We start from the raw sequence: 20,738 nt of genomic DNA on the forward strand, positions 1-20,738 counted from the left end.
GACGCCGCCACGTCACCTTCCGGCCACGCCTGTTTGAAGGGCGTCAAAGGGGAGAACCCTTCACATGGAGAAGATCAAGGACCTGCTTGAGTTTCAGGTGGAGGGACGCGGCACGAGGATCGCCGCTCGGCTCATCTCCGGTCAGGGCACGACGTCGCAGTGTGACGACATCCGGAAGGGACGACATGGCTGACAGCCATTCGCACGACGCACGCCCCGGGAACTTGTGGCCACTCGTCGGGCGCGCCGCGGCGCTGCGCACGGTCATGGAAGCGGCGACGCAGGCGGACGTCGGCGGTGTGATGATCGTGGGACCACCGGGTGTGGGCAGGACGCGCCTGGCCAAGGAGGCGGTCACCCGGCTGGCCGCGGCGGGCCACCCGACGGCCTGGGCGACCGGGACCCGTGCCGCCGCGGCGATCCCCTTGGGCTCATTGCTGCACCTCGCGGATGTCGCGGGCCCCGTCACGGGGCATATCTTCGGCCAGCTCGTGGAACGGTTCAGCGCTCCCACCGGAAAGCGGCCCGTGTTCGTCGTGGACGACACCCATCTGCTCGACAACGTCTCGGCCGCGCTCGTGTACCAGCTCGCCGTGCACACCAGGACCTTCGTGCTGCTCACGGTACGGCAGGGGCAGACGGCGCCCGACGTGATGACCGCCTTGTGGAAGGAAGGGGTGGCACGCCGCGTCGAGCTGCGGCCGCTGAGCGACAGCGAGATGGACACGCTGCTCGAACGCGGCCTGGGCGGCCCGCTGGACGCCGTCACGCGGCACACGTTCCGTCGCCTGTCCGCCGGCAACCCGCTCGTGCTGCGGGAGCTCGCGCAGTCCGCCCTGGAGGGATCGGCGCTGCTGCGGACCGACGGCCTCTGGCACCTGGGCGGTCACCTGCGGATCACCGGCCGGCTCGGTGATCTGATCGAGGCGCAGATGCAGGTCGACGATCCGGCCGTGCTGGCCGTACTCGAGGTGCTCGCCTGCAAGGAGCCGCTCGGCCAGCCCGTGCTCGAGGACCTCACCGGGCACTCCGCCGTGGTGCAGGCCGAACGGCAGGGGCTGGTGATGGTCGAACCCTCCGGAGCGCGACACCAGACGCGACTCGCGATACCCGCGTACGGGGAGGTCATCCGCGCGCGCATGCCACGCGCCCAGGCGCACGCGATCTGGGCCCGGCTGGCCGAGTCCCTTGCCGCGTCGCCGCGCCGTCGCGCGGACGACCCACTCGACCTGGTCATGTGGCGGCTCACCGCGGGCCTCGACTCCTCCGGGCAGGAACTGCTGGCCGCCGCGGAACGCGCCGCCGAACGGTTGGAGCTCGAGGTCGCCGAGCGGCTGGCGACCGCGTCCGGTGCCGCCGACGGCGGGGTGGACGCGAACCTGACCCTGGCCGAGGTGATGGCGCTGCAGGGCCGCTTCGTCGACGCGGCCGACGTGCTCCCGGCGCCAGAGGAATGCGACAACGACGAACGCGCCGACCGGCGCGCGATACTCAGGGAGAAGATCGAATACTGGCAGTACGAAACCGCACCGGCTCAGGGGAACCCGACCGGCGAGCGGGCGGCGGAGGCGGTGCGAGCCTGGACGATGCTGATCGAGGGACACGTCGCGGGATCCCTCTCCATCGGTACGGCGCTGCTCACCCGGCCGGGTCCGCCGCTGCCGGCGGAGGCGACGGCACGGGCGGCCACGGCGGTCGTGATCGCCGCGGGTCTCATGGGAGACATCCGCCTCATTGAACGCGCGAGCGCCACCGGTCTGGAGGTCGCCTCGGCGCACCGGATCGCCTCGCCGTGGACCCAGGCCCAGGTCGGCGCCGCCAGATGCCTCGCCCTCCTGCTGGCAGGCGCTCTCACCACCGCGGCCAAGGCCGTGGAGCTCGCGTATCGAGAAGCCGTCGAGACGCAGCTGGCGGCACCCATGGTCGGCGTGTGGGCGATCGTGCGTGGCCTGGTGGCGAAGGCTCAGGGACGGGTGAAGCTGGCACAGCAGGCGCTGCGCGAGGCGGTCGTGTTACTCAGCGAGCACGACCCGCTGCGATTACGGGGTGTCTACCTGGCCGAGCTGGCCGGCGCGCACGCGATGGCAGGAGACACCGTCCAGGCGGATGCGTGGCTCAGCCGAATGGACGGCTGCCCACCACCACGGGGTGCGCTCTTCGACGCCTGGATCGAGCGTGACCGCGCCTGGGTCGCCGCCGCGGCGCTCGATCTCTCCAGCGCCGCCGGCCACGCCCTCAGGGCCGCGAAGACCGCGGGCAAGGCCGGAGCGCCGATGCTCGAGGCCCTGGCGTTGTTCGACGCCGCGCGATTCGGCGCCGCGAACGAGGTGTGCGACAGGCTGCACCAGGTCGCCAGGGACACCGCCGCACCCGCGACGGCGGCCTTCGCCACGATGGCCACCGCGCTCGCCACGGACGACGCCCACCTGCTAGGAGAGGCGGCCGAGCGGCTGCATCGCCTCGGCCATCTGCTGCCCGCCGCGGAGGCGGCCGCGACGGCCCATCGGCTGCATGCCGGGGCGCGTCGGCGTACGGCGGCGAAGGCCGCGCTCGTGTTCGCTCGTGAGCTGCTGACCGAGTGCGACGGCGCCCGCACGCCGCTGACGGAGCTGACGGGGAGCGAGGTGTCGTTGACTCCTCGGGAGCTGCAGGTGGCGAAACTGACCGCGGCGGGATTGCCCAGTCGCGCCGTCGCCGACCGCCTCGGCCTCTCGCTCCGAACCGTCAACAACCATCTGGGCCGGGTGTACGCCAAGCTCGGGGTGTCCGGGCGCGACGCCCTCGCGCAGGTGCTGGGCCAGCCGGATGGCGAGGAGCCCCACGCTCAGGAGCTCCTCCGGGGTGATGCCTGCCGAATGCGGCCCAACTAGCCGCATTACATGGCATGTAATCGACACCACCCCTCGGCCGGTGTCAGCGTTCTCTCATGACGAACAGCAAAGAACTGATCATGTCCGGCTTCGCGGAGTTCGCCGCCGGCAACATCGAGGTCCTTGAGACTCTCCTGCGAGAGGACTTCGTCGAGCACAGCCCGGGCAACCCGTCCGGCAGACGCGCCTTCATCGACTTCATCAAGAACTCTCCCCTGGCCAGCTCGCGCCTTGAGCTCAAGCGGGTCGTCGCGGAGGGCGATCTCGTGGTGATGCACTATCACCTGATCCCGCGAGAGGGCGGGCGCGGGCTGGCGGTCGCGGACTTCTGGCGGCTCGAGGGCGGCCTGATCGCCGAGCACTGGGACGTGGTCCAGCCGGTCCCCGAGCCGGAGGAGGTGCCACACGGCATGTTCTGACGGGTTCGCGACGGTACCTCGTTGGTACCAGGTCACAGCCAATACGTGTCGTGTTCGCGGAAGAACTCCGCCCTCTCCTCCTCGCTCTTGCCCGCCAGGGTGAGCAGCCCCTCGAAGTATCCCTCTCGTGGCGCGCCCGGCGCGAAGTGCAGCAGCATCGACGCCGGCGCGCCCGATTCGTTACGGAACGCGTGTACGCCACCCTCCGGGACGTGCACGAAGTCGCCCGGCGTCGTGTCGATCCAGCGCCGCCCGTCGTAGATGCGCACGCTGCCGGACAGGATGTAGAACGACTCAGAGATCGACCGATGGAAGTGCGCCGCGGGACCGCTGGGCTCCGGTCCCATTTCCCAGCGGTACATCCCGAACTGTCCGTTGGTCGACGCACCGGTCGCCAAGTAGTGCACCGTGTTGCCGCTCGGATAGGTCAGCTCCGGCACCGCATCCGGGCGCCGGTATGTCGCGCTCAGCTCGCCGGCGTCACCGTCGTAGGTCGGCGGTGGATAGGTCATGGCTGTCCTGCCTTCGCGTCTCGGATCTTCATCAAGTACCGGACAAGTTACCCTGGTCCTTGATCAGCCTCCTGTTCCCGAAGTGGTCGCGAGGGTGAGGCGGGTGCCGACCGCCGCGGCGGCGAGACTGGCAACGGCGCAGACGAGGTAGACGCGGGTGAAGTCGGACACGCCATCGGCGGGAGTGTGTCCGGCGAACAGGGCCACCAGAACGGCGACGCCAAGCGCGCCTCCCACCTGGCGAGCCGCGATGTTCAAGCCGGTGCCCGCGGCGAAGCTCGGCGGCGGCACCGACAGGGCCGCCGCGCTGGAGACACCGACGCTCACAGCGCCCATCCCCGCACCGCTGATCAGACCCGCCGGCAGCCAGACGCCGAGGAAGTCCGGCTCCGCGGGCAGCCACAGCGCGAGCGCCCCGCTGGTGGCGGCGAGCGCGAGCGCCCCGATCACCGTCAGGGTCCGCGGCGATGGCCGGCGCGCGATGCGGCCGACGACGAGTCCCACGAGGGCCGACGCGATGGCGCCCGGGGTCATGGCCAGACCTGCCTGAAGCTCGGAGTAGTGCCACACCTCGGTAAGGAACAGCACGCACAGCAGCAGCGACGCGTACAGTGCGACGCCGAAGAGCACCGAGACGACGTTCGCGCCGGCATAGGCGCGGACGCGCCAGAGGGTGATCTGGACCGCCGGCTCAGCATGCCGCGAGGAGCGGACGAGTGAGACGCCGACTGCCGTCACGGCGCCCAGGAGGCACGCCAGAGTCCGGCCGTGCGTCCATCCCCAGCTCTGACCCTGGGTGACCCCGAGTACCAGAAGGGCGACCCCGCCGGTCAGCAGCATGGTGCCGATGACGTCGGGCAGACGCTTACGGGTGGTCACACCCGCGGGCATGCGCAGGGCGAGCAACCAGAGGGCGACCCCTGCGGGAACGTTGACGAAGAAGAGCGAGCGCCAGCCGAAGGCGTCCACGAGCACTCCCCCGAGCGCCGGTCCCAGGGCCGCCGCGACCGAGGCGGCGGCGCTCCAGAGGCCGATCGCGCTCGCGCGCCGCGCCACCGGGGTGTCGGCCAGCACGAACGCCAGCGACGCGGGCATCAGCGCCGCCGCCCCCACGGCCTGCGCTCCGCGCGCCACCAGCAACAGCCCGAACGTCGGCGCGAGCGCCGCCAGCAGTGACGCGACCGTGAACACCGCGACCCCCACGGCGTACAGGCGGCGGCGCCCGAGCGCATCGGCCATCCGCCCGGCCGGGGCCAGCAAAGCGGCAAAAATGATCGTATAGAGGGTTACCACCCATGACAGTGACGTCAGCTCGACTCCGCCGAAGTCGACCGCCAAGGCGGGCACCGCGAGGTTGGTGATCGTCACATCGAGGAACGCCAGGAAGGAACCTCCGCAGGCCAGCAACAGAGGGAGCCTGATAAAGGGTTCCGCCTTGGAACGAGAGATGCTCATGGCAAGCAGTCCAGCAGCGGGCGGTCATCGTGGTCTGGCAGGTTTGCGACGACACCGCCGCGCTGGACCGACATCATGGTCATGTCGGATTTCCGCCAGCCCCGATGGTCTGCCCCAGGCGATGCTGGCAGGGTGCATGACGACGTGGAGCAGTGCATTCGGGCGGTCCGATCCAAGGACGCCCGGTTCGACGGCTGGTTCTTCGGGGCGGTGATCACCACCGGGATCTACTGCAGACCGAGCTGCCCGGTGGTGCCGCCCAAGGTGGAGAACATGCGCTTCTATCCCAGCGCCGCCGCGGCGCAGCAGGCCGGGTTCCGGGCGTGCAAGCGCTGCCGTCCCGACGCCAGCCCGGGCTCCCCCGAGTGGAACCAACGCGCCGATGTGGTGGCGCGGACGATGCGCATGATCGCTGACGGCGTCGTCGACCGCGACGGCGTGCCCGGCCTGGCGGCACAGCTCGGCTACAGCACCCGGCAGATCGAACGGCAACTGCTCGCCGAGCTCGGAGCGGGACCGCTCGCACTCGCGCGGGCGCAGCGGGCCCAGACCGCCCGGCTGCTGATCGAGACCACGGCCCTGCCGATGGGCGACGTCGCCTTCGCGGCCGGGTTCGCCAGCATCCGCACGTTCAACGAGACCGTGCGGGAGGTCTTCGCCCTGACGCCGACCCAGCTCCGGGATCGCGTCGCCCGTGGACGCCCGGCCGACACCCCCGGGGTGCTGTCGCTGCGGCTGCCGTTCCGGGCTCCGCTGTGCCCCGGCAACCTGTTCGGCCACCTCGCGGCCACCGCCGTACCAGGGGTGGAGGAGTGGCGCGACGGCGCTTATCGCCGTACCCTGCGGCTGCCCCACGGCCAGGGCATCGCCACCCTGCGCCCGCAACCCGACCACATCGCCTGTCAGCTGTCCCTCACCGACCTGCGGGACCTGTCCACCGCGATCAGCCGGTGCCGGCGTCTCCTCGATCTCGACGCCGACCCGGTCGCCGTCGACGATCTGCTGCGCGGGGACCCGGTGCTGGCTCCCGTCGTGGACAAGGACCCCGGCCGCCGGGTGCCCCGTACCGTCGACGCGTTCGAGTTCGCGGTACGGGCGGTGCTCGGGCAGCAGGTGTCCACCGCGGCCGCCCGTACCCACGCCGCCCGGCTGGTCACCGCCCACGGTGAGCCGATCACCGACCCCGCCGGAGGCCTCACCCACCTGTTCCCCGATCCGTTCGCGCTGGCCGGCCTGGACCCGGCGGCGCTCGCCCTCCCCCAGGCCCGCCGCACCACGCTCACCGGGCTGATCACCGCTCTGGCCGCCAACGAGATCGACCTCAGCGTCGGAGGCGACTGGCACCGGGCGCGGGCACAGCTCTCGGCCTTGCCGGGACTCGGGCCCTGGACCGTCGAGACCATCGCGATGCGCGCCCTCGGCGACCCGGACGCCTTCGTCCCCACGGATCTCGGCATCCGCGTGGCCGCCCGCGAACTCGGGCTACCCGCCACCCCCGCCGCGCTCACCCGCCGCGCCGCGGCGTGGCGGCCATGGCGCGCGTACGCCGTTCAGTACCTGTGGGCCACCGGCGACCACCCCATCAATCACCTGCCCACCGACTCGCGAAAGAACACACCATGACCCACAGGACGCACACGGTGGTGGACAGCCCTGTCGGCCCGCTCACCCTCGTCGCGGACAACGGAACCCTCGCCGGCCTCTTTATGCGAGGCCAGCGACACCGACCTCCGGAGGAGACCTTCGGCGAACCCGACCCGGCACCCTTCACCGAAGTCGCCAACCAGTTGCAGGCGTACTTCGACGGCCGGCGAACGGTCTTCGAGCTGCCCATGGTCTTCGCCGGAACCCCATTCCAGCAACGGGTCTGGGCCGCACTGCGGGACATCCCCTACGGCGAGACGATCACCTACGGTGAGCTGGCCGACCGGATCGGCCAGCCGACAGCGGCCCGTGCCGTGGGCCTGGCCAACGGCAAGAACCCGATCGGCATCATCGTTCCCTGCCACCGCGTCATCGGCTCCACCGGCAACCTCACCGGGTACGGCGGCGGCCTGGCGACGAAGCAGTATCTCCTCGGCTTCGAGGAAGGGGTCAGCGGGGCCTCCCTCTTTTGAACCGGTCGGCACCGGGCGGGGAACGCGACATGCCCGCCCGCCTGACCTCGCTGTCCCGTCGCCGCACCCGAATCTGCTGGTCGTGAGGCGGTGGTGCAACCGCCTCCCGCTCGCCGGTGTTCCTCTCCTGTCGGCTCGATCGCACGCCGACGGCCGGCCGTGAGGTCGGACGCGACAGTCACCGGACGAGAGGGAAGCAATGACCGAACTCGATGCCATCACCGGGGCGCGGGACAGGCCCGCCGACGATCGGATGACGTCCCGGCACCGTCTGATCCTGAGCCTTCTGCTCGGTGCCCAGTTCATGCTCGCGGTCGATTTTTCGGTCCTCAACATCGCCGTGCCCACCATCGGATCCGAGCTCGGCTTCGGGCTGAGCAACCTGCAGTGGATCGTCACCGGATTCATGCTGCCGGCAGCGGGCTTCACGCTGCTGTTCGGCCGCGTCGCCGATCTCTTCGGCCGGCGCAACCTCTTCCTGGTGGGCATACTCGTCCTCGGCGTGACGTCGCTGGTCGGCGGCCTCGCCCAGTCACCGAGCATGCTCCTGGCGGGCCGCATCGGACAAGGGCTCGCCACCGCGCTGGCGACGCCCGCCGCGATGTCGCTGCTGACCACGTCGTTCCCCGAAGGCCCGCTACGCCGACGCGCCCTCGGGCTCAACGGAACCCTGCTCACGGGTGGCTTCGCGCTGGGCTCGGTGCTCGGCGGCGTCCTGACCGAACTGCTGAGCTGGCGCTGGGCATTTCTGATCAACCTGCCGGTCGTCGTCCTCATCCTCGCTCTCGGGTCGCGCGTTCTGAGCGACACCAGCGTCCGGACCCGCAGCCGGCTCGATGTTCCCGGCGCGGTCACGGTCACCGGCGCTCTGCTGAGCCTGGTCTACGGCATCTCCGCGACCGAGCAGAGCGGCTGGGGCGACCCCGCCGTCATCGGCTGCCTGGTTCTGGCCGTGGTGCTGATGGTGGCCTTCTGGTTCATCGAACTGCGCAGCTCCAACCCGCTGGCGCCGGTCAGCGTGCTCAAACGGCCCACCGTGCGCTGGGGCAACTGCGCCGGGCTCTTCGTCATCAGCATGCCCAGTGCGGTGGTCTTCCAGATGACGCTCTATCTCCAGGACGTACTCGGCTACAAACCGCTCACCGCGGGCCTCGCGTTCGGCGGATCCAGCATCGCGGCCATCGTGGGCGGCCTCCTCGCTCCTCGCGTGATCGGCGCGATCGGCAGCAAGCGGACCCTCGTCACCGCCCTGACGGTTCAGGGCCTCGGCATCCTGGCGCTGCTCACCGTGGACGAGGGCGACGCCGGAATCTACCTCGTCCTCACCGCCGTCGCGGTCGCCTTCTTCGGTCACGCCATGGGCCTCGTCTCCTACACGGTCATCGCCACCTCCGGCCTGCCCGACGAAGAGCAGGGTCTGGCCACCGGCCTGAGCACGATGAGCCAGCAGATCGCCCTCACCCTCGGTACTCCGGTGCTGGCCGCCGTCGCGGCCTTCGGCACCCACACGGCCAACGGCGTGGCGGCGACCATCGGCGACACCCTTGACGGCATGCACCGGGCAGTGCTCGCAGCCGCGGTCGCGAGCCTCGTGATCGCGGCCCTGGTGGCCGCCTTCTTCCGCCCCGAAGCCGCGGCCCGCACCAAATGAACCCGCCCCTCCGACCCATCCCCGCCGGCGATTCCCGTCCCGGCACGCCGCCTGCGGACGGCCTCAGGGCGCGCGTTGGGTGATGGCGTGTACGGCCGGGCGGAGTACGTGGCATCGCGAGTTCGGACCTCCCACCGCGTCGTCGGCTCCACCGCCGACCTCACCGGGTACGGCGCTCAGCTTCGAAAGAGGCGCCATCGGAGCCTCCCTCTTTTGAACCGAGGGCCATCGGTTGCGCGGAACCGCGACAACAGCGGGCGCGGATACTGAGGCAGAGCACTTGTTCGATAGGTGCGGTAGCCCGTGATCAACACTGCCAGCTGGAGTTGCGACGGTGTCTCGCGGGATGAACTTCGAGATCATCGAGAGCCTTGGCGGCGAGACGGCCATCGGTCGTGGCATTGACCCATGAGGCTCCCTGAGTAGCACCGCCAGGTATTTCCTGGCGCGCTACTTGAAGCCGGTCGGTCCCGTTGATCGCTGTTGATTCACGGCCGGACCATAGCATCGCGCGGCGAGGCAGGCGCTCCAGTCCCGTCGGGCAATGCCAGCCCACCGAATAGGAGGGGGCCCGGAACGATGTCCGGGTCCCCTCCTCAAACAGGCACCATGGGCCTTAGCCGATCAAGCCGAGTGTCGCATTTGCTGGCCCAAAACTAGCTGCAGCCGCTGGTCGAACCGCAGCCCTCGCAGACGTAGCAGCTGCCCGCCGGGCGCATCTTGGTGCCGCAGGTCATGCAGAGCGGCGCGTCGGCGGTGATGCGCTGGTGGTTCTCCAGCGTGAGCTGCTCCCGCACCGGCTCCTGCTCGGGCTTCGCCTCGATCGGCGCCGACTGGGCCAGCGCCTCACGGTCCACCGTCTCCTGCTGCGCGGCCGGGTCCTCGCCACGCTGCTGCGCGGCGCGCTCGGCCGCCGAGAAGATGCCCAGCGCCGCCCGCTCGTCGTAGGGCAGGTGGTCGAGGGCCAGGCGGCGGAAGATGTAGTCCATCACCGAGGTGGCCATCCGGATATCGGGGTCGTCCGTCATCCCGGCGGGCTCGAAGCGCATGTTGACGAACTTGCTCATGTACGTCTCGAGCGGCACGCCGTACTGGAGCCCTATCGAGATCGCCACCGAGAAGGCGTCCATGACGCCCGCCAGCGTCGAACCCTGCTTGGACATCTTCAGGAAGACCTCGCCGAGCCCGTCGTCGGGGTAGGACGAGGCGGTCATGTAGCCCTTGGCGCCGCCGACCGTGAAGCGGGTGGTCATGCTCGGCCGCTGGTTGGGCATCCGGCGCCTGGTGGGCCGGTTGACCTCGATGACCCGGACCTCCGGCTCGGCGACCTCGGCCGCCTTGTCGACCCTCTCGGCATCCTTCTTCGTGCCGCCGGCCGACAGCGGCTGGCCGACCTTGCAGTTGTCGCGGTAGACCGCCAGCGCCTTGAGGCCGAGCTTCCAGCCCTCCAGGTAGACCTGCTCGATGTCGTCGATCGTGGCCGACTCCGGCAGGTTGACCGTCTTGGAGATCGCGCCCGACAGGAACGGCTGCGCGGCGGCCATCATGCGGACGTGGCCCATCGGGGCGATGGCCCGCTCACCCATCGCGCAGTCGAACACCTCGTAGTGCTCCCTGCGCAGGCCGGGGGCGTCGACGACGTGGCCGTGCTCGGCGATGTACTCGACGATGGCCTCGATCTGCTCCTGCTGGTAGTTGAGCTGCCGGAGCGCGCGCGGGATCGTCTGGTTGACGATCTGCATGGAGCCGCCGCCGACCAGCTTCTTGAACTTGACCAGCGCCAGGTCCGGCTCGATGCCGGTGGTGTCGCAGTCCATCATCAGGCCGATGGTGCCCGTGGGCGCGAGCAGGCTGGCCTGGGCGTTGCGGTAGCCGTACTTCTCGCCGAGCTTGAGGCACTCCGACCACTGGCGGGACGCCTCGGCGTGGATCTTGGCGTCCGTCGTGCCGACCGTGCGCAGGTCGTCGTTGGCGGCGGCGTGCTTGCGCATGACCCGCTTGTGCGGCTCGGCGTTGCGGGCATAGCCGTCGTACGGGCCGACGACCCCGGCCAGCTCGGCGCTGCGCCGGTAGGACACACCGGTCATCAGCGACGTGATCGCCCCGGCGACCGCGCGGCCGCCGTCGGAGTCGTACGCGTGGCCGGTGGCCATGAGCAGCGCGCCCAGGTTCGCGTAGCCGATGCCGAGCTGGCGGTAGGCGCGGGTGGTCTCCCCGATCTTCTCGGTCGGGAAGTCGGCGAACGTGATCGACACGTCCATGGCCGTGATGATCAGCTCGGTCAGCTTGACGAAGTTGGCGACGTCGAAGGTGTCGTCGTCCTTCAGGAACTTCAGCAGGTTGATGCTGGCCAGGTTGCAGGAGGAGTTGTCGAGGTGGACGTACTCGCTGCACGGGTTGCTGGCGGTGATGCGCCCGGTCTCGGGGGTGGTGTGCCAGTCGTTGATCGTGTCGTCGTACTGGACGCCGGGGTCGGCGCACTCCCAGGCGGCCTTGGCCATCTTGCGGAACAGGTCCCGCGCGTCGACCTTCTCGATCACCTCGCCGGTCAGGCGGCCACGCAGGGCGAAGTCGTCACCCTTCTCCACCGCGTGCATGAACTCCTCGGAGACACGCACCGAGTTGTTGGCGTTCTGGTACTGGACCGAGACGATGTCCTTGCCGCCCAGGTCCATGTCGAACCCGGCGTCGCGCAGCGCGCGGACCTTGTCCTCCTCGCGAGCCTTGGTCTCTACGAACTCCACGATGTCGGGGTGGTCGACGTCGAGCACGACCATCTTGGCCGCCCGGCGGGTGGCGCCGCCGGACTTGATGGTGCCCGCGCTCGCGTCGGCGCCGCGCATGAACGAGACCGGGCCGCTGGCAGTGCCGCCGCTGGAGAGGAGCTCCTTCGAGGAGCGGATGCGGGACAGGTTGACCCCCGAGCCCGAACCGCCCTTGAAGATCACACCCTCTTCCTTGTACCAGTCGAGGATCGACTCCATCGTGTCGTCCACGGCCAAGATGAAGCAGGCGCTCACCTGCTGCGGGCTCGCGGTGCCCACGTTGAACCAGACCGGCGAGTTGAACGCGAACACCTGGTGCGTCAACGCGTGCTTCAACTCATGGTCGAAGATCTCGGCGTCCTCGTCGGTGGCGAAGTAGCCGTGCTCGACCGCGGTCTTCGTGTAGACGCCGACGACCCGGTCGACCAGCTGCTTGAGGCTCCACTCGCGCTGCGGCGTGCCCACGGCGCCACGGAAGTATTTGGTCGTGACGATGTTGGCGGCGTTGACCGACCAGAACTCGGGGAACTCGACACCCCGCTGCTCGAAGTTGATCGAGCCGTCGCGCCAATTGGTCATGACGACGTCGCGGCGCTCCCACTTGATGTCGTCATAGGGGTGCACACCGGGCTTAGTGAAGATCCGCTTCATCTTGAGCCCCTTACGCGGACGCTTACCTCCGCGCGTGACTGAACCGCTGGCCGTCTCCGTCATGACTCCCCCTTCTCCGCCTTCAACTGTTCGATCTCGGCTTCGAAGTCCGCCAGGCTCTCGAAACCGCGATATACCGATGCGAACCGCAGGTAGGCCACCTCGTCCAACTCCCGCAACGGGCCCAGGATCGCCAACCCCACCTCGTTGGAGGGGAGCTCGGCGGCACCCTTGGCCCGGATGGCCTCCTCAACACGCTGCCCCAACTGGGCCAGCGAATCCTCGCTCACCGGCCTGCCCTGGCAGGCCCTTCGCACTCCCGCGACGACCTTGTCGCGCGAGAACGGCTCCGTCACTCCGCTGCGCTTGCTCACCATCAGCAGTACGGTCTCCTGCGTGGTGAATCGGCGCCCGCATTCCGGACAGGTACGGCGGCGCCGAATGGCCGCGCCGTCCTCTGTCGAGCGGCTGTCGATGACCCTCGTGTCGGGATGACGACAGAACGGACAATGCACGCTTTCGCCCTCCTCGACCACGTGGCCACCACAGGCGTAAAGCGCTCGTCGGCGTACGCTCGCGCACGCACCACGGCTCGGCATGGTGCGGTCACGGAAACACAATTTGTGGTGAACTACATCGGTGTAACTACTAGATGTTGTGGTCCAACCGTAGAAGCGAGCGACCATGAACGCAAGTTGGGCGCGGCCTTCTCGCCGAAGTCGCTGATCAGCGCAGCCACCTTAGTCCGACCCGGGCGTGTCGTCGTCAACACCGGGCCGGGAGGGCGTGTTCCTGGGCTCGCGCGTCACCTTGGTTCGCCCGTCTCACGTGGGTGAACACAGCTCACAGGCATCTCGTACGGCACATCTGTCCGCACTCGTCGCCGGGGTTTCGGTTGGGGACAGACCATTTCCGGGCCTGTACCGGCACGGCGCTTCGGGGGGTGCGATACGGGCTCCCGACTCGCCGACGCCGCAGCCGGCCCACCCGACAAGGGGCCGCACGCTTGGACGGCGGCGAGCCCGGACCGCCGGCGATCGCCGGGAGGCGACCCGGCTTCGCCGCGACGTACGCCTCCGCCGACGGCCGCCCGTAGGCACCGCGGTGGCCGCCCGTAGGCACCCCGGTGGCCGCCCGCGGACACCGTGGCCCCGCCAACCAGACCGTCCAGGTCGGCCCGGCCATCAGGAAGGCGGCCGAAGCGGTTCTCTGTCCGTGTTTGCCGCTCAGCGCTCGTTTCCCGGCTTACGGTAAGGCGCGGGCGCTCGGGACGTACAGGCGGGTGCCGGGGCGGATGAGCGAGTCGGACAGGCCGTTCAGCCGCTTGATCTCGGTCACGACCGCTCCGGGGTCGTTCTCCTCGGGAGCCACCGCGTCGGCGATCGTCCAGAGCGTGTCCCCCTCGTGGACGGTCACCCAGGGCAGACCCGCGTGACTCGGTACGGCGGGCGCCACGTTCGCCAGGCTGACCGCGCGGGTGCCGAGCCAGAACCCGCCCAGGGAGAGCAGAGCCATGGCCATCACCAGCACGGCCCGCCCCCTCCGCGTGAGCCGTACGGGGGGATTGCGCCTCGGGGCACCGGCACGCCTCCTGGACAGACGGGTCCGATCTGCGGGCAGGCCGCCCTTGCGCCGGGGGCGGCGCGCGTACGAGCCCGGCACCTCACGGGCCCGACCACCGGAACGACCAGCCGCTTCACGGGCCTGGCCACTGGAACGACCAGCCACCTCGCGACCCCGACCACCGGAACGACCAGCCACTTCACGGCCCCGACCACCAACACGCCCACCCGCACCCCGAGACCGCGCACCGTAACGGCCCCCCGCCCCGCGCGACCGCCCCTTGGACCGGACTGCCGCCTCGCGGGACGGATCCTCCGCTCCTTCACGCAGCAGCGCCTCCACGTGGCTATCCCGCGCACGAAGCGACGAGTTCCCAGCCTCGGCCGATCGCCCAGCCTCCGTTGTGCGTCTGGGGACCGCTGAGCGACCAAGTCCTGCCGAGCGCCCGGACTCCGCCGACCGCCCAGCCCCCGCTGAACGTCCGAGGTCCGCTGAGCGACCAAGTCCTGCTGAGAGCCCGGACTCCGCCGACCGCCCAGCCTCCGCTGAACGTCCGAGATCAGCTGAGCGACCAAGTCCTGCTGAGAGCCCGGACTCCGCCGACCGCCCAGCCTCCGCTGAACGTCCGAGATCAGCTGAGCGATCAAGTTCCGCTGAGCGCCCGGGCTCTGCTGAGCGCTCGGTTGCGCCCATAGGCCGTACACCTTCGCCAGGCGGCGGCGTGTCGTCGGCGTCAGGGCGCGGCGCGGGCACGAGCCGCAGGAGCGGCCTTCCCTGTGCCGAAGCCCGACGGCGGACGGGCCCTCCGCCAACAGATCCGCCCCCGGCACGCCCGCCGCCTCCCCTGGGACGGCCTCCGCTGCCGTATTCGGGATGACCTCCGCCCCCACGTTCAGGGTGTCCCCTACCCTCGCTACCGGAACGCCCTCCGCCCCCACCCTCACTGCCGGAACGCCCTGCATCGCCGATTTCGCGAGGACGGCCGCCCCCGCTCCGGAGACGCCCCCCATCCCCGCTTCCGGAACGGGCGCCACCCTCGCCCCCAAGCCGGCCTTCACCCTCAGGACCGGCGGATCTCATACTTGCGGATCCTGGACCGACGGACCTCGAACCAGCGGACCTCAGACGAGCGGGCAGAGGACCGACAGATCCCGGTCTGGCGGACTCTGGACCGACGGACCCCGAACCAGCGGGTTCCGAACCAGTGGGCCCGAGAGCTGACGGCCCCGCATCGGCAGACCCCGAGCTAGTGGGTCCTGAATCTGACAGCCCCGCACCTGCGAACCCCCGACCCGAGGGCCGAAGAGCGGCAGGCTCCGGCTCTCGGCCGCCGGAGCGGTCACTGACATTCGTATGTTCGAAACTTGGCCGGCCGGCGGAATCGCCACCCCGGCGGCCGTCCCCCTGGTCCGCACCCGCTTTTCCGGCCCGCGGCGCCGGTCTCCGGGTGGCGTCTGCCAGAAGGGTGAGGCGCTTGACGTCTTCGCTGGTGGCATCTGTGATGGTGGTCGCTCGCATGTTTGACCTCCCCGCCGTCCCGGCCCGAAAAAAAGACCCAATAAAGATCGGCAAATCGAACACGGTGTCGATCGAACTCCCGTACGATGTTGTACACCACGCTGCCAACAATTTCGAGGAAGACTCGAACAATTGTTTGAAGATGATCTTCAACAGCGATACGGTCGCTGTGTGCGACACGAAGACCACGGACCGGGAGATTCGCCGGTGAGGCGGGCCGCCGGGCGAGGAGGCAGATCATGAGCGATCGGGATGACACCAACGGGGTCAGTGACCTCGCGGTGCGTCGGCGTGACTCCCTGGGCCTGACGCCCAGGCAACGCAAGATCCTCGAGGTGATTCGCGACTCGGTCCAACAGCGCGGATACCCGCCGTCCATGCGCGAAATCGGCGAGGCCGTACAACTGACCAGCACGTCCAGCGTGTCGCACCAGTTGACGGCGTTGCAGCGCAAGGGCTACCTGAGACGTGACCCGCACCGGCCGCGCGCGCTCGAGGTGCGCCTGCCCGGCGAGCCCGTGCTCTGGGTCGACCCCGACGCCGCCGAAACCGACTCTCCGGTGAGCAGGCCCACGGCCGCCTACGTGCCGCTGGTCGGCCGGATCGCCGCCGGTGGTCCGATCCTCGCCGAGGAGAGCGTCGAAGACGTCTTCGCCCTGCCCAAGCAGTTGGTGGGTGAAGGCACCCTCTTCCTCCTGCAGGTCGCGGGTGACTCGATGATCGAGGCCGCCATCGCCGACGGCGACTGGGTCGTCGTACGCCAGCAGCCGGTCGCGGAGAGCGGCGACATCGTGGCGGCCATGATCGATGGCGAGGCCACGGTGAAGACGTTCAAGCGCAAGGACGGCCACGTCTGGCTGGTGCCGCACAACTCCAACTACGACCCGATCCCCGGCGACGAGGCCAGCGTCCTGGGCAAGGTCGTGGCGGTCCTCCGCCGCCTCTAGCACCTGCGGATATTTCAGGCGTACGGCAGGGTGACGGGCCTGCCATACGCCAGCAGCACCGTACGCATACGACAGAGGGCATGGCAGGCAACACGCCTGCCATGCCCTCTGTCCGTGTCGAGTTGCCGGAATTCCCACCCCGAGAAGCTCGCCCGAGCCAGCGATACGGCTGGGACGGCTGGGACGGCGGCCGTTGGATTGTTGCCGCCGCTCGTCGATGTTCGCGACCGCCGCGGCGGAATCCTCCTCGGCCCGCAGCAGCGCCGGCGGCCGGTGCCGGCTTGTCCAACCGGTCAGGCGTCGACGGGCTCGGCGGTCCGCTCCCACAGCGACTTCATCTCGGCATACCCCTGTTCCAGGGTCTCCACCATGGCCTCCCGGGCCCGCTCTCCGTCGCGGCGCTGGATCGCCTGGGCCACGTCGGTGTGCAGCTGCAGCGCGTGCTCGTCCGGATGATGAGGCATCAGGTGGTGGTGGTGCCGGCCGGCGAGCACCTCGGTGACGATCAGTTGCAGTTTCGCGAACATCTCGTTGCCGGAAGCGACCAGCACCCGCCGGTGGAACTCGATGTCCAGGTCGACGAAGCGGGCCACGTCGCCGGCCTTCCCGGCGGCCCACATCTTGGCCGCGAGCCCGACCAACTCGCTCGCCTCGTCGTCGTCGACCCGCTCGGCGGCCAGCCAGGCGGCGTACGGCTCGATAGCGGTCCGCAGCTCGGTGAGCGAGCGCATCTGCGCCATCCGCCCGGCTGAGGCGAGCCGCCAGCGGATCACCTGCGGATCGAAGACGCTCCAGACCCCGGGGGGCTGGATCATGATCCCGACCCGGCGCCGGGTCTCGATGAGCCCCATGGACGCGAGCACCCGCAGCACCTCGCGGATCACCGAGCGGGAGACCTGGTAGCGATCGACCAGGTCTTCGATGCTCAGGACCGAACCAGCGGCCACGTCGCCGCTGCATATGGCGGTGCCGAGGTGGTCGAGGACGCGTGCGTGCAACCCGGCCTCCGCAGGGGCGGGCCGAGCGGGGGCGGTCCCCGGGGCGGACTGATTCACGGGAAAGAGCATATCAGTTGAAGCCTGACTCTTGAATAAGTCTGCTTTTTGGGCCTAGCATCCCGTCATTAAGCAGATGTTAAGAGAGTGTGGCGCTCTTCGCGGGGGATGGCGGCCATGACAGAAAGGTGGAATGACGTGCTACGTCGATCGATATTCGGTACATCTCTGGCCATGGTTGCCGCCATGGGCCTGACCGCCTGTGGCGGTGGCGGCGACAGCGGCGCGTCCAAGACGGTCCGCATCACGCTGACCAACCACGTGTGGACCGAGAACATCAAGCAGGCCCTGCCCGAGTTCGAGAAGCAGACCGGGCTCAAGGCCGAGATCACCCAGCTCGGCGAGGACCAGCTCTCCGACCAGTACAACGTCAAGCTGAACGCCGGCTCGTCCGACATCGACGTGATGATGTACCGCCCTCTTCAGGAGGGCAGGCTCTTCGCCAAGAACAAGTACCTGGCCGACCTGTCGGAGCAGGTGAAGGCCAACAAGGACTGGGACTTCGGCGACTTCCAGGCCGGCCCGGTGGAGGCCACCACGTACGAGGGCAAGCCGGTCGGCGTCCCGATCATCACCGAGCAGGAGGTCCTCTACTACCGCAAGGACCTGCTCGGCAAGGCCGGCCTGAGCGCCCCGCCGAAGACCCTCGACGAGCTCAAGGCCGCCGCCGCCAAGATCAAGGCGGCCGAGCCGGACGTCGCCGGTTTCGTCGCCCGTACCGGCAAGTCGGCGGCGGTCACCCAGTTCTCCAGCTTCCTGTACAGCTTCGGCGGCGACTTCGTCGACGGCAGCGGCAAGGCCGCGGTCAACAGCGAAGCGGCCAAGCAGGCGTACGCCTACTACGGCGGGCTGATCAAGGACTCCGGCCCGGCGAACGTCAGCACCGACATGAGCTGGTCCGAGGCGATGGCCATCTTCACCCAGGGCAAGGCTGCCTTCTACACCGAGGCCAACTCGCTCTACAAGAACGCCACCGACCCGGCCAAATCCAAGGTCTCGGACAAGGTCGGCTTCGCGCCGTTCCCGGCCGGGCCGAGCGGTTCCAAGCCGTACAACATCCCGGCGTGGGCACTGGGCATCAACTCCAACTCGGAGAACACGGGCAACGCCTGGAAGTTCATCGAGTGGGCCACCAGCAAGGCGCAGACGCTCGCCCAGCAGAAGTCCGGCGTGCCGGGCGCCCGCAGCTCCGTCTGGACCAATCCGGAGGGCACCTCGACCTTCCCGAAGGACATGGTGGCGGCCATCGCGGCCAGCACCAAGGACGGGGTGGGTCATGACCGGCCGCGGGTCGTGAAGGTCGCCGAGTCCCGAGAGATCGTGGGCCAGCCGATCGTCGACGCGATCACCGGCAAGGACGCCGCCGCGGCCGCCGACACGGCCAACGCCGCGTTCCAGAAGTTCCTGGACGACGAGGCCAAGTAAGCGGCACCGCCGACCCCTGGAGTCCCCATGGCAACGATCACCACAGCCACCACCGAGTCGCCGCGAGGCGCCCCCGCCGCCCCCGACACGCCCGGCTGGCTGCGCTGGGCCGACGACCACCGCAAATGGCTCTTCGCCGCGCCCGCGATGGTCTTCGTCGCCGCGCTGCTCGTGTTCCCGCTGGCCTGGACCGGCTATCTCAGCCTGACCGACGCCGAGGGATCCGTCCGCGCGGAGAGCGAGTTCGTCGGCTTCCAGAACTACCTCGACGTCCTGTCGGACACCGAACGGTTCTGGCCCGCGGTCGGGCGGACCGCCACGTTCACCGTCGTCGCGCTGCTGTTCGAGGTGGTCCTCGGGATGGCGATCGCGCTGCTGCTCTGGCGGCCGTTCAAAGGGCAGCGGTGGGTCCGGGTCGCCATCCTCATGCCGCTCGTGGCCACCCCGGTGGCGGTCGGCATGATGTGGCGGCTCATCTTCGACCCGAACATCGGCCTGGCCAACCAGCTACTCGGCTGGTTCGGCATCGGGCCGCAGCCGTGGCTCGCCGGACAGCACTCGGCCCTGCCCACCACGATCTTCATCGACGTGTGGCAGTGGACGCCGATGGTGGTGCTGATCCTGCTCGCCGGGCTCACCTCGCTGTCGGAGGAGCCGCAGGAGGCGGCGCGCATCGACGGCGCCAGCACCTGGCAGCGCTTCCGGCACGTCACCCTGCCGCTGCTGATGCCCACGCTGACCGTGGCGGTGCTGCTGCGCGGCATCGACGCGCTGAAGACCTTCGACATCCTCTACGCCACGAAGGGCCGCGGCGGCGGTTCGTTCCACGAGGTGGAGACGCTGAACGTGTACGCGTACGGCCTCAGCTTCGACTACAACGAATACGGCGTCTCCTCCACCGTCCTCATCATCTTCTTCCTCATCATCATCGGGGCGATGTGGGCCCTGACCACCCGGCGCAAGGAGGCGCAGCGATGAAGCCCCGGTCCGCGTACCAGGTGTTCCGGGTGGTGGCGCTCACCATCGTGGTGCTCGCACTGGTCGCGCCGCTGCTCTGGATGATCACCGCGTCGTTCAAGACCAACGTCGACATCTACGACACGGGCAAGGCACTGGCCTTCTCGCCCACCGTGGACAACTACGCCAAGGTGCTCCAGCAGGCGAACTACGTCGAGTTCATCGTCAACAGCCTCTGGGTGGCGTTCGCCGCCACCGTGGCGTCGCTGATCCTCGGCGTGCCGGCCGCGTACTCGATGAGCCGGTTCAACATGCGGAAGTCCGCACTGGTGGTGCTGATGGCCCGGGTCATCCCCGGTGTCTCGCTGCTGGTGCCCTGGTACTACGTCTTCTCCAACCTGAAGATGGTCGGCGGCTTCGGGGTGCTGATCATCAGCCACATGTTCGTCTCGCTGCCGCTGGTGGTCTACATCATGATGGGCTACTTCGACAGCCTGCCCGAGGAGCTGGAGGAGGCGGCGCTGGTCGACGGGCTGACCCACGTCGGCGCGTTCCGCCGCATCACCCTGCCGCTGTCCGTGCCGGGCATCGCCACCGCCGGGATCCTGTCCTTCATCTTCTCCTGGAACAACTTCATGTTCGCGCTCGTGCTCTCCGACGCCGACACCAAGACCCTGCCCGTGGCGATCTTCGACTTCGTCGGCTACGCCAGCATCGACTGGGGCGGCCTGATGGCCGCGGCCACCGTGGTCACCGTGCCGATCATGGTGATCGCCCTGTTCGTGCAGAAGTACGTGGTCTCCGGCCTCACCGCCGGCGCGACGAAGGGCTGA

Annotated in this window: 18 protein-coding genes; 11 read left to right on the forward strand and 7 right to left on the reverse strand. The window is 69.3% G+C overall.

The window, feature by feature from the left end; genetic code table 11:
* The first annotated feature begins 64 nt into the window (after window positions 1-64).
* The 3 genes from AB0B91_RS38775 to AB0B91_RS38785 are packed head-to-tail and all read left to right on the forward strand — an operon-like array spanning window position 65 to window position 3,289.
* On the forward strand, window positions 65-193 hold the full coding sequence (locus tag AB0B91_RS38775; RefSeq protein WP_358330821.1) for a hypothetical protein: 129 nt from the start codon (window positions 65-67) through the stop codon (window positions 191-193).
* Window positions 186-2,870 carry a LuxR C-terminal-related transcriptional regulator gene (locus AB0B91_RS38780; RefSeq protein ID WP_358330823.1) on the forward strand — a complete coding sequence of 895 codons (2,685 nt, stop codon included), beginning with the start codon at window positions 186-188 and terminating at the stop codon, window positions 2,868-2,870. Before AB0B91_RS38775 ends, AB0B91_RS38780 begins: the two co-directional genes overlap by 8 nt.
* Window positions 2,871-2,926: 56 nt before the next feature.
* Window positions 2,927-3,289: a nuclear transport factor 2 family protein gene (locus AB0B91_RS38785; protein ID WP_358330825.1), complete on the forward strand. Its 363-nt coding sequence runs from the start codon at window positions 2,927-2,929 to the stop codon at window positions 3,287-3,289.
* Window positions 3,290-3,321: 32 nt separating this feature from the next.
* On the opposite strand, the gene AB0B91_RS38790 is transcribed toward AB0B91_RS38785, so the two are convergent.
* Both AB0B91_RS38790 and AB0B91_RS38795 read right to left on the reverse strand, forming a co-directional pair.
* Window positions 3,322-3,801, reverse strand: coding sequence for a cupin domain-containing protein (locus AB0B91_RS38790; protein WP_358330827.1), 480 nt, complete (start codon window positions 3,799-3,801; stop codon window positions 3,322-3,324).
* Between the two features lie 63 nt (window positions 3,802-3,864).
* Window positions 3,865-5,256, reverse strand: coding sequence for a DHA2 family efflux MFS transporter permease subunit (locus tag AB0B91_RS38795; RefSeq protein ID WP_358330829.1), 1,392 nt, complete (start codon window positions 5,254-5,256; stop codon window positions 3,865-3,867).
* Between the two features lie 132 nt (window positions 5,257-5,388).
* Here AB0B91_RS38795 and AB0B91_RS38800 point away from each other — a divergent pair, with 132 nt between their 5' ends.
* From AB0B91_RS38800 to AB0B91_RS38810, 3 genes are all read left to right on the forward strand, one after another.
* Complete coding sequence (locus AB0B91_RS38800) at window positions 5,389-6,879, forward strand: AlkA N-terminal domain-containing protein (RefSeq protein WP_358330832.1); 1,491 nt, start codon at window positions 5,389-5,391, stop codon at window positions 6,877-6,879.
* Window positions 6,876-7,373 carry a methylated-DNA--[protein]-cysteine S-methyltransferase gene (locus AB0B91_RS38805; RefSeq protein ID WP_358330835.1) on the forward strand — a complete coding sequence of 166 codons (498 nt, stop codon included), beginning with the start codon at window positions 6,876-6,878 and terminating at the stop codon, window positions 7,371-7,373. Before AB0B91_RS38800 ends, AB0B91_RS38805 begins: the two co-directional genes overlap by 4 nt.
* Before the next feature lie 199 nt (window positions 7,374-7,572).
* On the forward strand, window positions 7,573-9,024 hold the full coding sequence (locus tag AB0B91_RS38810) for an MFS transporter (RefSeq protein WP_358330838.1): 1,452 nt from the start codon (window positions 7,573-7,575) through the stop codon (window positions 9,022-9,024).
* Window positions 9,025-9,087: 63 nt separating this feature from the next.
* On the opposite strand, the gene AB0B91_RS38815 is transcribed toward AB0B91_RS38810, so the two are convergent.
* From AB0B91_RS38815 to AB0B91_RS38830, 4 genes are all read right to left on the reverse strand, one after another.
* Window positions 9,088-9,222 (reverse strand): hypothetical protein, encoded by a 135-nt coding sequence (locus AB0B91_RS38815; RefSeq protein WP_358330841.1) that lies wholly within the window; start codon window positions 9,220-9,222, stop codon window positions 9,088-9,090.
* A gap of 458 nt (window positions 9,223-9,680) precedes the next feature.
* Window positions 9,681-12,503: a vitamin B12-dependent ribonucleotide reductase gene (locus AB0B91_RS38820; protein WP_358330843.1), complete on the reverse strand. Its 2,823-nt coding sequence runs from the start codon at window positions 12,501-12,503 to the stop codon at window positions 9,681-9,683.
* Window positions 12,500-12,955 (reverse strand): transcriptional regulator NrdR, encoded by a 456-nt coding sequence (nrdR, locus tag AB0B91_RS38825; protein ID WP_214636146.1) that lies wholly within the window; start codon window positions 12,953-12,955, stop codon window positions 12,500-12,502. The genes AB0B91_RS38820 and nrdR overlap by 4 nt, the downstream gene beginning before the upstream one ends.
* Window positions 12,956-13,685: 730 nt before the next feature.
* Window positions 13,686-13,955, reverse strand: a complete 270-nt coding sequence (locus AB0B91_RS38830) for a LysM peptidoglycan-binding domain-containing protein (RefSeq protein ID WP_358330846.1) — start codon at window positions 13,953-13,955, stop codon at window positions 13,686-13,688.
* 1,522 nt (window positions 13,956-15,477) lie between these two features.
* Between AB0B91_RS38830 and AB0B91_RS38835 the strand changes: the two genes are divergently transcribed.
* Together AB0B91_RS38835 and lexA are read left to right on the forward strand one after the other, a co-directional pair.
* A complete protein-coding gene (locus tag AB0B91_RS38835) occupies window positions 15,478-15,732 on the forward strand; it encodes a hypothetical protein (RefSeq protein WP_214635600.1) in 255 nt (84 codons plus the stop codon).
* A gap of 28 nt (window positions 15,733-15,760) precedes the next feature.
* Window positions 15,761-16,468, forward strand: a complete 708-nt coding sequence (gene lexA, locus AB0B91_RS38840) for a transcriptional repressor LexA (RefSeq protein WP_358330849.1) — start codon at window positions 15,761-15,763, stop codon at window positions 16,466-16,468.
* Between the two features lie 293 nt (window positions 16,469-16,761).
* Here lexA and AB0B91_RS38845 read toward each other — a convergent pair whose 3' ends face one another.
* Entirely contained in the window at window positions 16,762-17,523 is a 762-nt protein-coding gene (locus tag AB0B91_RS38845; RefSeq protein WP_358330852.1) for an FCD domain-containing protein, read from the reverse strand.
* A 174-nt stretch (window positions 17,524-17,697) separates the two neighbouring features.
* Here AB0B91_RS38845 and AB0B91_RS38850 point away from each other — a divergent pair, with 174 nt between their 5' ends.
* From AB0B91_RS38850 to AB0B91_RS38860, 3 genes are read left to right on the forward strand one after another with little or no spacing between them, the layout of a single operon-like run.
* Window positions 17,698-18,948 (forward strand): sugar ABC transporter substrate-binding protein, encoded by a 1,251-nt coding sequence (locus AB0B91_RS38850; RefSeq protein ID WP_358330855.1) that lies wholly within the window; start codon window positions 17,698-17,700, stop codon window positions 18,946-18,948.
* Between the two features lie 27 nt (window positions 18,949-18,975).
* The gene (locus AB0B91_RS38855; RefSeq protein WP_358330858.1) at window positions 18,976-19,926 is read left to right on the forward strand and encodes a sugar ABC transporter permease; all 951 of its coding nucleotides are present in this window, start codon (window positions 18,976-18,978) and stop codon (window positions 19,924-19,926) included.
* Window positions 19,923-20,738 carry a carbohydrate ABC transporter permease gene (locus AB0B91_RS38860; RefSeq protein WP_358330861.1) on the forward strand — a complete coding sequence of 272 codons (816 nt, stop codon included), beginning with the start codon at window positions 19,923-19,925 and terminating at the stop codon, window positions 20,736-20,738. The genes AB0B91_RS38855 and AB0B91_RS38860 overlap by 4 nt, the downstream gene beginning before the upstream one ends.

Source organism: Nonomuraea sp. NPDC049141 (genome assembly GCF_040648415.1).
GTDB lineage: Bacteria > Actinomycetota > Actinomycetes > Streptosporangiales > Streptosporangiaceae > Nonomuraea.